Origin of the sequence: Burkholderia sp. Ac-20344 (genome assembly GCF_017104975.1) — a bacterium.
Classification (GTDB): domain Bacteria; phylum Pseudomonadota; class Gammaproteobacteria; order Burkholderiales; family Burkholderiaceae; genus Burkholderia.
On record NZ_JAAGPP010000207.1, the window covers coordinates 1 to 12,214 of the forward strand.

Consider the following 12,214-nt stretch of genomic DNA (forward strand, 5'->3'; position numbering starts at 1 on the left):
AGCGGCTCGCGGTGGTCGCGCAGGCATGCCTGCTGCGCCGCGATGCACCGGCGGCCGTCTCCGATGCGTTCGTCGCGACGCGGCTTGCCGCGCCCGACTGGGGCCGCATCGCGGGCGGCTTCGACCCGCACGCGATCGATGTCGCCGCGCTGCTGCAGCGCGCGTATCCGGCCTGACGCCCGTTCGTCCGGCCTGGTACGGCCCAGTTCACCTTCGATCGCCCGCCCGGAGCCCCGATGAACCTCGTCGCCGCCCTCGACCGCGCCGCCCGTGCGACGCCCGACAAGCCGTTCCTCGTCAGCGAATCCGCGACGATCACCTATGCCGCCGCACGCGAGCGCTCGCACCGCGCGGCGGCCGTGCTGAGCGCGCTCGGCGTCGCGGCCGGCGACCGCGTCGCCGCGATGTGCTTCAACACGCCGGCCTTCGTCGACCTGATGTTCGGCGCGTGGCGGCTCGGCGCGACGTTCGTGCCGATCAACCACAAGCTGCAGGCGCCGGAAGTCGACTATGTGCTCGAACACAGCCGCAGCAAGGCGCTGCTGTTCGACGTGGCGCTCGCGCCGGTGGTCGAACGCATCGTGCATTCCGCGCGGCGGCTCGTGACCGAAGGCGAGCTGGACGGCGTGCCGTGCTTCGACACGCTGTGCGCGTCGATGGACGGCCTCGCGGGCATCGAGCCGGCCGACGGCGACATCGCGCAGATCCTCTATACGTCGGGCACGACCGGCCACCCGAAAGGCTGCGTGCACAGCCACCGCACCGTAACGCTCGCGGCGATGCAGGCGGCGCTCGCGACCGGCATCGGCCGCCACGAGCGCACGCTGATGGCGATGCCGATCTGGCATTCGTCGCCGCTCAACAACTGGTTCGGCGGCACGTTGTACGCGGGCGGCACCGTCGTGCTGCTGCGCGAATACCATCCGCTGCGGTTCCTGCAGACCGTCGAGCGCGAACGCGTGACGCTGTATTTCGGCGCGCCGGTGTCGTACCTGCTGCCGCTCGACACGATCGACGGCTTCGCCGCATTCGACCTGTCGAGCGTGCGCGCATGGCTGTACGGCGGCGGCCCGATCGGCCCCGCGCAGGCCGAGCGGCTCGCGCGTGCGTATCGCAGCGATGCGTTCTTCCAGGTGTACGGCATGACGGAAGCGGGCCCGGCCGGCACGACGCTGTATCCGGACGAGCAGATCGCGAAGGCCGGTTCGATCGGCCGCCACGGCGGCCCGGGCGTCGACCTGCGCGTCGTGCGGATGGACGGCATCGACGCGCAGCCGGGCGAGACCGGCGAGATCTGGCTGAAGACCGACAGCATGATGCTCGGCTATCTCGACGATGCGGCCGCAACGCGCGCCGCGTTTGCGCCGCACGGCTGGTATCGCACCGGCGATATCGCGCGAATCGATCAGGACGGCTACCTGTTCATCGTCGACCGGCTGAAGGACATGATCGTGACGGGCGGCGAGAACGTCTATTCGAAGGAAGTGGAAGACGTGCTCGGCGCGCACCCGGACATCGCCGAGGCGGCCGTCGTCGGCGTCCCGCATCCCGACTGGGGCGAGACGGTCGCGGCGCACGTGGTGCTGCGCGCGGGCAGCGTGCCCGATGCGGATGCATTGCGCGCGTTCTGCGGCGAGCGGCTGGCCGCGTACAAGGTCCCGCGCGAATTCGCGTTCGTGCAGGCGCTACCGCGCACGCCGACGGGCAAGCTGCAGAAGTTCCTGCTGCGCGTGCGCAGGGACTGAGTATCCGCGATTGAGCTAGCGCATTCGCGCACGCGCGGTCAATGCAACAGGCGGAACGGAACAAGTAATAGAAGTTACCAGCTCTGAATCATATTCGTCCGATTGATCGACGTTTCTTATCTGGAATAGCGTCTCTAGGCAGCCATTCCATTTACTGAGACAGGGAAGCCGGATGAAAAACGAACCCAAAGGACCGACCCACTTTTCGCCACCGTTGGCGCACTCACGGAACGCGGTGGACGCGTCACCACCGCAACCAGCGGCCTGAACCTGGCAGGATTAGAAGTCGCCTGCGTCGGCGACGTAGTGACCTATGACGACGGCAGCGAGGCCGCGATTATCGACGGCGCGGGAAACAACCATAGCGGAGGCAAGCCGTTCGCGCTGGTCGGCAGCCGGTTGAGCAACGGTGACCGAATTACCGAAACGCTGCGCATCTCATGGGGCATTCACGTGCGGGAGGGGCAAAGCATTGCGGGCCTGTTCGATCCCACCTATGTGCCGCCACCCGCACCGCCTGCCTATAGATTGGCGGTACGTGGCGCGACAACAGCGCGCGGCGGTGCGTTGCGCGAGCCGTCCGGCACATGGGAAGTAGCGCCGCACTTGGGCAAAGCTGCCACGGTGGGCGACCTGATCCACTATCCGGACGGTTCAACCGCGCGCGTGACGAGCGGTCTGGGTTTGGCAGACGGGCCCGACTTCGCGCCGCTCGCATTCGTTGGCAGCGAACTCGATAACGGCGACACGATCACCGATAGTCCAGAACGACAAGGCGTAGCGTCGTCCATTGTATTTAGCGTCGTCACCCGCTCGTCCATGCCCCGCTGAGGTAGCGTCCATGATTCGCTACTTTCTTGCCAAAGGCGACCGCGCCGGGGAAGCCATGATTGTCGAAGGCCTCGACAGCGTGACCTGTTCCAATCCGCCGCCGAAGGTTCATATCGCCACGCTGGATATGAAGACCTACTGTACGGCGTGCGAGCGCGGAGGGTACATCGCACCGCAAGGGCCGCGCTGGCCAGGCACCGGCCCGAACGGCAAACAGTGGGCATTGAGCGGGGATATCAATGTCTGCGGATGCAACCCACCGCCGATCTTCTATGCTGAGCGCGGCATGCGGATGACTTTTACTGCAGGAGAGACTGCGACGCTGACTGGGCGCCAACCTGATGCAGCCCATCTGCCGTTTGCCTCATCGGATGCCGTACATGACGAGCAATTTACGTTGCTCGATGATGCGCACCGCCCGCTCGTCAACGTTCGCTATCGAATCGTCACCGACACCGGCCAGATCTTCGCAGGCACCACGGACGCGGCCGGGCAAACACATCGAATTGCCACCGACGCCGCAGCATCTCTGAAAATCTATACGAAGGGGCATTGACGCGATGAGCGGTTTTTCGGGAAATAAATACGACTTCGAAGTTCAGGAAAGCGAAGAATGGGTCCTCGTCCATTCGGGGGCCGTCACCAACACCAATCCGGGGTCCATGGTCTATATATCAATCAACACGATGCCAATTTGCCCCAACATGAGTAACAAGGCATTCAGATCCCTAATAATGCGACTACGGGACACCGCGGTGATCTTAATTGAGGAGCGCATATCGGATCTGGCGCGATGGGATAAAATTGCCCGAGATAGAGTGCAATTCTGGTTTGGCCGAAGCGACGAAGCGATACGTCAAAAACTAAGTTTCGGCCTCCCTAGGCTCGCTGCGGCTATGTGCGAACTGCAGCCCGAGAAGATCATCAGATGGGACGAACAAAGCCAGCGGCAACTTACATGCTCAGTGGCCCCTGATACTGGCGCAAATGACGCGGCTGTATGCAAGCCCGATTCGGCACGTCGAATAATCGCGATCTATCCGCATTTCTGCACTGTCGAGGATGTTTACGTTGCTGGAAACTGCAAATTGAAAATTCTCATTCACGAATGTTCCCATTACATTGACACATTCGATTCGGACGACGTCAACTATGGGTTTGCTCGAGGGATCGGATATTGGGCACAAGCCAATCCAGAAGGTGCAGATAGAAATGCAGACAGCATTGCATGCTACATCGCGCACTTTGATGACATAAGTGAATTCTTAAAAAAGAATATTTGGTGATTGAATGATAAAATTTCTGACTCCCTTTGCTGCGCTTGCTGGTGCGGCTTTTATTCAACACGCAAGCGCTTGTACGATATCGGAACACATGCTCGAAAGCGTGCCCCTGAATTATCCCGGCATTCCAAATGCATATCGAATAAAGATAGTGGATATGGTTTTGGCTGCGCGGCAATGGCCCGATGTTGAAGTGCAGGCGCAAATTGTCGCCAGCGCATATGTCGGCGAACGCAACTCCTTGAATCTGGCAAAGTCAAGAGGTGACCAGCTGAAAGACTTCCTGATACAGCTCGGCATCAAGCCTCAATATATCTATGTTGACACGCACGTCAATCGAATTACATACCCAATCGATAGCACCGGCCATGGAGGATACTTGCAGCTCGGCGTGAGTCTTCTGCCTTTCTGCAAAAATGGATGTGGAAATTTATGCGACGCTCCGGCGTCTCGTCGACAACGAAACTCACCAGATAATAAACTATGAAATTAATTGCTGGCCTATGCGTCGTCGCGTCTAGTCACGCATCTGCGTGTGTCGCAAGCGAAAATTTCGATATCCATTTTCCGAAAAACAGTTCATATGTATCGAATTCTGAAATCGTCCGCACTGCAAACTGGACAGCAGACCAGAAAATCGCCTACGCACGTCATGTAAACAAGGAAACAACGCTGATTAGCGGCCATGCCGAGGAAAGCGAACAAAGCGCACTGCCCCTTGCACAATCGCGAATGCAATCCGCGTATGCGCTGCTGAAGCAATTCGGTTTTCTACGCGGAACCATTAAGACGAGCGCCCGCGTCTATTCGCATGGGGACGTGGATAATGGGCGGCGTGTGGAAATTTCCTTCCTGCCCGATTGCCCCAACAAGTGCTGTGAAGATAAGTAACCCTCGCACTGCCGCCAGTCGCATCGATGAGGCATTGACGTACACACGCGGCGCACCCGTCGGAACATACCCAAACCGTTGATTCGTCGCCGGCAGGAGCCGTATGTACCACCTGGCCGCCGTGCACCGCCAAAGAAAAAGCCACCCGGCCCGACGGCCCGGTGGCTTTTTCACATGACCGGCGAGGCAGCGACATGCGCCGCCGCCCGTTCGTCACGTCACAGGCTGCTTACTTCCCGCCGATGCTCTTCAGCGGCTTCCACTCGCCCTTCTCGACCTTGTACATCGTGATGCCGCCGTTCTTCAGGTCGCCCTTCGCGTCATACGCGACGTGCGTCGACGTCACGCCGGCCATGTCGGTCTTCGCGAGCACCGGCAGGTACTTCGCCGGATCGGTCGAATCGGCCTTCTTCATCGCGTTGAACAGCGCCATCGCGCCGTCGTACGCATACGGCGAGTACGTCTGCACGTCTTCGCCGAAACGCTTCTTGTACTTGTCGGCGTACGTCTTGCCGCCCGGCATTTCTTCCAGCGGGAGGCCTGCCAGCGAAGCGATCGTGCCGTCGGCCGCGTTGCCCGCGATCTTCAGGAACGTCGGCGTCTTCACCATTTCGCCGCTCATCAGCGGGGCGGTGATGCCGAGCGTCTTCATCTGCTTGACCATCGGTGCCGCCTGCGAATCCGCGCCGCCGTAGTAGACGAGATCCGGCTTCGCCGCCTTCAGCTTGGTCAGGATCGCCTTGAAGTCGACGGCCTTGTCGTTCGTGAATTCACGGTCGACGATCGTCGCGCCGCCGGCCTTCGCGGCCTTCTCGAACTGGTCGGCGAGACCCTGGCCGTAGGCCGTGCGGTCGTCGACGATCGCGATCTTCTTCATGCCGAGATCCTTCGACGCGAACGTGCCGGCCACCGAGCCCTGCTGCGTGTCGGACGTCATCATGCGGAAGGTCGTCTTGTAGCCCTGCTGCGTGTATTCCGGTGCGGTCGCCATCGCGATCTGCGGAATGCCCGCGTTCGCGTAGATGCGCGAAGCCGGAATCGTCGTGCCCGAGTTGAAGTGGCCGAGCATGCCCTTGATGCCGTCGTCGACGAGCTTCTGCGCGACCGTCGTGCCGGTGCGCGGGTCAGCCTGGTCGTCCTGCGTGTCGAGCGCGAACTTCACCGGCTTGCCGCCGATCTTCGGGCTCGTCGCGTTGAAATCCTCGATCGCGAGCACGATCCCGTTCTGCATATCCTTGCCGTAGTGCGCCTGCGCGCCCGTCATCGGCCCTGCGTAACCGATCTTCACGTCATCCGCATGGGCCGTCCCCGCCAGCGACATGACCGCGACGAACGTCGCGCCTGCCACCTTTTTCATCGTGTGTTGCATAGCATCTCCTTGGTACCAGGGTAAATGAAGCGGCTTCGGGATCGCCTTGCCGCTTCCTTTGTTTGATCCGAACGGCAAGGATGATCAGCCGATCGTCATCAAATTCGCATTGCCACCCGCCGCGGCCGTGTTCACGCTCACCGAGCGCTCCGTCAGCAGCCGTTCCAGCGCGTAATCTTCCGCATCGCCGTTCTCGAACGCGCCCACCGACACGCCCTGCACCGACACGATCGGGCCCGGCCGCTGCGCGACGTCCTTCACGAGCGTCTGCAGTTCGTCGCTGTCGCCTTCGAACAGCACCGCGTCGAACGGCGCATCGGCCTGCTTGCGCACGACCGCGTGTGCCTTCAGCGACGCCGGCAGCGCAGCGACCAGCGCCTCGCCGGCCGCGCCCGCGAACAGCGCACGGTTACCGGTCGCCAGCACCGCCGCGAACTGCGCGCGCGCGCCGCCCGGCGTTGCCGCGACACACAACACAGTGCCGCGCGGGCCGAGTGTATACGTGTTTCGCTCGCCCGTCGGACCGGTCAGCACCGCGGTCGCACCGGCCGGCACCTGCGCGAGGTAACCGTCGCAGCGTGCGGCCAGCGCCGGCTCGCGCTGCTCGATCAGCCAGTCGCGCAGCGTCGTGAGCGCCGCCGCCGGGTTGCCGCGCGCGTCGCCTTCCACCGCGCCGTCCGCGATCAGCGTCTGCGCGAGCGAACGCGGCAGGCCCGACGGACGCGTCGCGAGCAGGCGCTGCAGGTACAGCGCGCCGCCGGCCTTCGGGCCCGTGCCCGACAGCCCTTCGCCGCCGAACGGCTGCACGCCGACCACCGCGCCGATCACGTTGCGGTTCACGTAGATGTTGCCGACGTGCGCATTCGAGATCACGTGTGCGATCGTCTCGTCGATCCGCGTGTGGATGCCGAGCGTCAGGCCGTAGCCGGTCGCGCGGATCTGCTCCAGCAGCTTGTCGAGCTGGCTGCGGCGGTAGCGCACCACGTGCAGCACGGGGCCGAACACTTCGCGCTTCAGTTCGTCGATGCTGCCGATCTCGATCAGCGTCGGCGGCACGAACGTGCCGTGCGCGCATGCGTCGGGCGCAGGCAACTGCGTGACCCCATGTCCCTTGTCCTTCATCGCCGCGACGTGCGTGTCGATCGTCTGCTTCGCTTCACCGTCGATCACCGGGCCGACGTCCGTCGACAGCCGGTCGGGGTTGCCGAGCGCCAGCTCGTGCATCGCGCCCTTGAGCATCGTCAGCGTGCGGTCCGCGACATCATCCTGCAGACACAGAACGCGCAGCGCCGAACACCGTTGGCCGGCCGAGTCGAACGACGACTGCATCACGTCCGCGACGACCTGTTCCGCGAGCGCCGACGAGTCGACGATCATCGCGTTCTGGCCGCCCGTTTCGGCGATCAGCGGGATCGGCTTGCCGTCCGGGTCGAGGCGCGCGGACAGCGTCTTGTTGATCAGGCGCGCGACTTCGGTCGAGCCGGTGAACATCACCGCACGCGTACGCGGATCGGCCACCAGCGCCGCGCCGACGGTCTCGCCGGTGCCCGGCAGCAGTTGCACCGCACCGGCCGGCACGCCGGCCTCGCGCAGCAGGCGCACGGCTTGGGCGGCGATCAGCGGCGTCTGTTCGGCCGGCTTCGCGAGCACCGTGTTGCCGGCGGCGAGCGCCGCGGCGACCTGGCCCATGAAGATCGCGAGCGGGAAGTTCCACGGGCTGATACAGACCACGGGGCCGAGCGGACGGTGCGTGTCGTTCGAGAATTCGTCGCGGATCTGCGCAGCGTAGTAGCGCAGGAAGTCGACCGCTTCGCGGATCTCGGCGATCGCGTTCGGCAGCGATTTGCCGGCTTCGCGCACGATCAGGCCCATCAGCGTGTGCATCTGCGCTTCGAGCAGGTCGGCTGCCCGCACCAGGCAATCGGCACGCGCATCGACCGGCGTCGCCTGCCAGATCGGCGCCGCGGCCACCGCGTGCGCAAGCGCCGCGCTCACGTGTTCGGCCGTCGCTTCGCTGACCGTGCCGACCAGGTCGCGCTGGTCGGCCGGGTTGCGCACGTCGCGGGCCGGTGCGTCGGCGAGCGTGTCGTCGGCGAGCATCGGCGCCGCGCGCCACGGGAAATGCGCGCTCGCGAGCAGCGCGGACGACAGCGACGCGAGGCGATGTTCGTTCGACAGGTCGAGGCCCATCGAGTTGGGACGCTCGTCGCCGTACAGATTGCGCGGCAGCGGGATCTTCGCGTGCGGCGCACCGAGCGGCACGACCTTCGATGCTTCGTCGACCGGATCGGCAACCAGCTCCTTCACCGACACGGTTTTATCCGCGATGCGGTTCACGAACGACGTGTTCGCGCCGTTCTCGAGCAGGCGGCGCACCAGGTACGCGAGCAGCGTCTCGTGCGTGCCGACCGGCGCGTACACGCGGCACGGACGATTCAGCTTGTCGCGGCCGGTGACTTCCTCGTACAGCGGCTCGCCCATCCCGTGCAGGCACTGGAATTCGTACTGGCCCGGGTAGTAGTTCTGGCCCGCGAGCTGGTAGATCGCGGCCAGCGTGTACGCGTTGTGCGTCGCGAACTGCGGGTAGACGGCGTCCGGCGCCGCGAGCAGCTTCTTCGCGCACGCGAGGTACGACACGTCGGTGTAGATCTTGCGCGTGTAGACCGGATAGCCTTCGAGGCCGTCGACCTGCGCACGCTTGATCTCGGTATCCCAGTACGCGCCCTTCACGAGGCGGATCATCAGGCGGTGACGGCTGCGGCGCGCGAGATCGATCAGGTAGTCGATCACGAACGGGCAGCGCTTCTGGTAGCCCTGCACGACGAAGCCGATGCCGTTCCAGCCCGCGAGATCCGGATCGAAGCACAGCGCCTCGAGCAGGTCGAGCGACAGTTCGAGGCGGTCGGCTTCTTCCGCGTCGATGTTCAGGCCGATGTCGTAGCGGCGTGCGAGCAGCGCGAGCGCGCGCACGCGCGGCAGCAGCTCGCTCATCGTGCGGTCCTGCTGGGAGCGCGAGTAGCGTGCGTGCAGCGCCGACAGCTTGATCGAGATGCCCGGGCCTTCGTAGATGCCGCGGCCGCCGGCCGCCTTGCCGATCGCGTGGATCGCCTGTTCGTACGACGCGTAGTAGCGCTGCGCGTCCTCTTCGGTCGTCGCCGCTTCGCCGAGCATGTCGTACGAGTAGCGGAAGCCGCGCGCTTCGTACTTGCGGCTGTTCGCCAGCGCTTCGGAAATCGTCTCGCCGGTGACGAACTGCTCGCCCATCAGGCGCATCGCCATGTCGACGCCCTTGCGGATCAGCGGCTCGCCGCCGCGGCCGATCAGGCGTGTCAGCGCCGACGACAGCCCCGCTTCGCTGTTGGTCGTCACGAGCTTGCCGGTGATCATCAGCCCCCAGGTCGCCGCGTTCACGAACAGCGACGGCGCGTGGCCGACGTGCGAGCGCCAGTCGCCCTTGCTGATCTTGTCGCGGATCAGCGCATCGCGGGTCGCGCGATCGGGAATGCGCAGCAGCGCTTCGGCGAGGCACATCAGCGCGACGCCTTCCTGGCTCGACAGCGAGAACTCGTGGATCAGCCCTTCGACGCCGCCGCCCGAACTCTTCTCGCGCAGCGCCTCGACGAGCTTCGTCGCGAGCGCCTGCACGTCCGCCTGCAGGTTCGCGGGCAGGCGCGCCTGGCCGAGCAGGAACGGCACGCATTCCGGCTCGGGGCGGCGGTACGCGGCCGTGATCGCCGCGCGCAGCACCGATTGCGGCTGCACGTTCTGCGCGAACTCGAGGAACGGATGCGGCGAGTTGTCGTCGTCGCCGTCCGCGGCCTGGCCGTCGGCGAGCTCCGTGACGCCGCTGTGGCCCGACAGCTCGGGCGGCAACTGGCCGTGCTCGATCCGCTCGAGATACGCGAAGATCGCCTGCTTGATCAGCCAGTGGGGGGTGCGCTCGAGACGCGCGGCGGCGTCCTTGAGGCGCGAGCGGAGAAGGTCGTCGACTTTGACGCCGAGAGTCGTGCTTGCCATGGTGGGTTCGTGCGCCGGTGCGAGCCCGGCAATGTGGTGTGAGAGGATGCGCGAAATCCTACGGCACGCAATAAAAAGGTGCAACCAAATTGCGAGATAGGTTGCACCCTCAGGTTAGTCAATATAATCAGCCACTTATATGGTTGCAACCTAGGAGTTGCCCGTGGTCGGAGGATCGGTGTTTTCCCTGAGCGGGCCGGTTTGACATGCGTGCGCAACCTTCCGCGCGGGTGGCGGCGGACGAAAACGGGTTGCACTGGGTGTGGCTGGAGGTGTGGCCGGAGGTGCGGCCTGGCGGCAAAAGACGGTTCGGGGTGCCCGGCGGCCCGGGCTTCAACGCAGCGCCACGCAGCACGCCGGCCGCACGGCGCGCCGCTCAGATATCCAGCGGATCGACCTCGACGCTCCACCGCAGCACGCCCTTCAGCGCGCGCAGCTCCGGCTGCCACGCGCGCAGCGCATGCTGCAGCGCCGCCCGCAATGCGCTTTCGAGCAGCAACTGCGCGCGATGAACGTTCGCGACCTTGACGATCGTCATCGGCACCGCGTCGTAGACGGTCACGCGATCGGCGCCCGGCAGCCCCGGCAATGCGGCCGCGGCCTGCAGCAGGAACGCGAGCGCCGCGTCGAGCGTGCGCCCTTCGGCGCGCAGCAGTGCCTGGTAGACGAACGGCGGCAGGTGCGCGTCGCGGCGCTCGCCGAGCGTCGAATTCGCGAAGCCGACGTAATCCTGCCGCCCGAGCGCGTGGTACAGCGCATGCCGCGGATAACGCGTCTGCACGAGCACCTCGCCCGGCAGCCCGGCGCGCCCCGCGCGCCCGCTCACCTGCATCAGCTGCGCAAACAGCCGTTCACTCGCGCGGAAGTCGTGCGAGAACAGCGCGGTGTCGGCATTGAGCACGCCGACGAGCGACACGCGCTGGAAGTCGTGCCCCTTCGCGATCATCTGCGTGCCGACGAGGATATCGACCTCGCCCGCGTGCACATCGGAAAAGAGCGCCTGCGCGCTGCCCTTGCGGCGTGTGCTGTCCGCGTCGATCCGCAGCACACGCGCACCCGGCACGGCCTCGGCGAGCGCCTCCTCGATGCGTTGCGTGCCGCGCCCGAGCGGCGCGATATCGACGTTCCCGCACTCGGGGCACGACCGCGGAATGCGCGCTTCCCAGCCGCAGTGATGGCAGCGCAGCGCGTGCTCGGGCTTGTGCAGCACGACATATGCGCTGCAGCGCGGGCAGCCCGCGACCCAGCCGCACGCGTCGCATGCGAGCTGCGGCGCGTAGCCGCGCCGGTTCAGGAACACGAGGCTCTGTTCGCCGCGCTCGAGCCGCGCCTTCAGCGCCGCGACGAGCGGCCCCGACAGCCCGCCCATCGACGCGCGCCCGCGCCGCCGTTCCTCTTCGAGGTCGATCAGCCGCACGGTCGGCAGCGTCGCGTCGGCCACCGCGCGGCGCGACAGCGTGAGCCGCGTGTAGCGGCCCTGCTCGGCCTGCCACCAGCTTTCGAGCGACGGCGTCGCCGAGCCGAGCACGACCGTGATGCCGAGCTGCTTCGCGCGCCACACGGCGAGATCGCGTGCCGAATAGCGCAGCCCTTCCTGCTGCTTGTACGCCGGCTCGTGCTCCTCGTCGACGACGATCAGCGCGAGCGTCGGCATCGACGCGAGCACCGCGAGGCGCGTGCCGAGCACGATCCGAGCGCGGCCCGTGTGCGCGGCGAGCCAGTTGCGCGCCCGCTCGCCCTCGGCGAGCCCGCTGTGCAGCGTGACGATCGCATCGTCGGCGAGCGCACCCGCGAAGCGCGCACGAAACGCGGCCTCGAACTGCGGCGTCAGGTTGATTTCGGGGACGAGCACGAGCGCCTGAGCGTCCCGCCGTGCGTCGAGCAGCGACGCGAGCGCATGCAGATAGACCTCGGTCTTGCCGCTGCCCGTCACGCCGTGCAGCAGGAACGGCGCGAAACCTTGCGCGGCGCGGATCGCGTCGAGCGCCTCCGCCTGCTGGTCCGTGAGCGCCGGCGGCACAGCTCGTCCACCGGCTGCCAACAGGTTATCCACAGCTTTGGGCACAGGCGCATCGGCC

The 12,214-nt window shown here is 65.4% G+C and carries 9 protein-coding genes and 1 pseudogene; 7 read left to right on the forward strand and 3 right to left on the reverse strand.

What is annotated here, in order from left to right; translation table 11 throughout:
* From G3N64_RS35665 to G3N64_RS35695, 7 genes and pseudogenes are all read left to right on the forward strand, one after another.
* A pseudogene (locus tag G3N64_RS35665) lies at positions 1-176 on the forward strand (DNA alkylation response protein); the annotation flags it as partial.
* A gap of 60 nt (positions 177-236) precedes the next feature.
* Positions 237-1,745, forward strand: coding sequence for an AMP-binding protein (locus tag G3N64_RS35670; RefSeq protein WP_205788346.1), 1,509 nt, complete (start codon positions 237-239; stop codon positions 1,743-1,745).
* A gap of 144 nt (positions 1,746-1,889) precedes the next feature.
* Positions 1,890-2,576 (forward strand): PAAR domain-containing protein, encoded by a 687-nt coding sequence (locus G3N64_RS35675; protein ID WP_205788352.1) that lies wholly within the window; start codon positions 1,890-1,892, stop codon positions 2,574-2,576.
* Between the two features lie 10 nt (positions 2,577-2,586).
* Positions 2,587-3,132 carry a hypothetical protein gene (locus G3N64_RS35680; RefSeq protein ID WP_205788347.1) on the forward strand — a complete coding sequence of 182 codons (546 nt, stop codon included), beginning with the start codon at positions 2,587-2,589 and terminating at the stop codon, positions 3,130-3,132.
* Positions 3,133-3,136: 4 nt separating this feature from the next.
* Positions 3,137-3,862: a M35 family metallo-endopeptidase gene (locus G3N64_RS35685; RefSeq protein ID WP_205788348.1), complete on the forward strand. Its 726-nt coding sequence runs from the start codon at positions 3,137-3,139 to the stop codon at positions 3,860-3,862.
* A 4-nt stretch (positions 3,863-3,866) separates the two neighbouring features.
* Positions 3,867-4,346 (forward strand): hypothetical protein, encoded by a 480-nt coding sequence (locus tag G3N64_RS35690; RefSeq protein ID WP_205788349.1) that lies wholly within the window; start codon positions 3,867-3,869, stop codon positions 4,344-4,346.
* The gene (locus G3N64_RS35695) at positions 4,343-4,750 is read left to right on the forward strand and encodes a hypothetical protein (RefSeq protein ID WP_105815459.1); all 408 of its coding nucleotides are present in this window, start codon (positions 4,343-4,345) and stop codon (positions 4,748-4,750) included. The genes G3N64_RS35690 and G3N64_RS35695 overlap by 4 nt, the downstream gene beginning before the upstream one ends.
* 229 nt (positions 4,751-4,979) lie before the next feature.
* Here the strand turns inward: G3N64_RS35695 and G3N64_RS35700 are convergent, their stop codons facing one another.
* The 3 genes from G3N64_RS35700 to G3N64_RS35710 all read right to left on the reverse strand — a co-directional run.
* On the reverse strand, positions 4,980-6,119 hold the full coding sequence (locus G3N64_RS35700) for a branched-chain amino acid ABC transporter substrate-binding protein (protein WP_027788703.1): 1,140 nt from the start codon (positions 6,117-6,119) through the stop codon (positions 4,980-4,982).
* Between the two features lie 84 nt (positions 6,120-6,203).
* Entirely contained in the window at positions 6,204-10,136 is a 3,933-nt protein-coding gene (putA, locus tag G3N64_RS35705; protein WP_205788350.1) for a trifunctional transcriptional regulator/proline dehydrogenase/L-glutamate gamma-semialdehyde dehydrogenase, read from the reverse strand.
* 376 nt (positions 10,137-10,512) lie between these two features.
* Positions 10,513-12,214: primosomal protein N' (locus G3N64_RS35710; RefSeq protein ID WP_205788351.1), on the reverse strand; the 1,702-nt coding region annotated here is incomplete at its 5' end.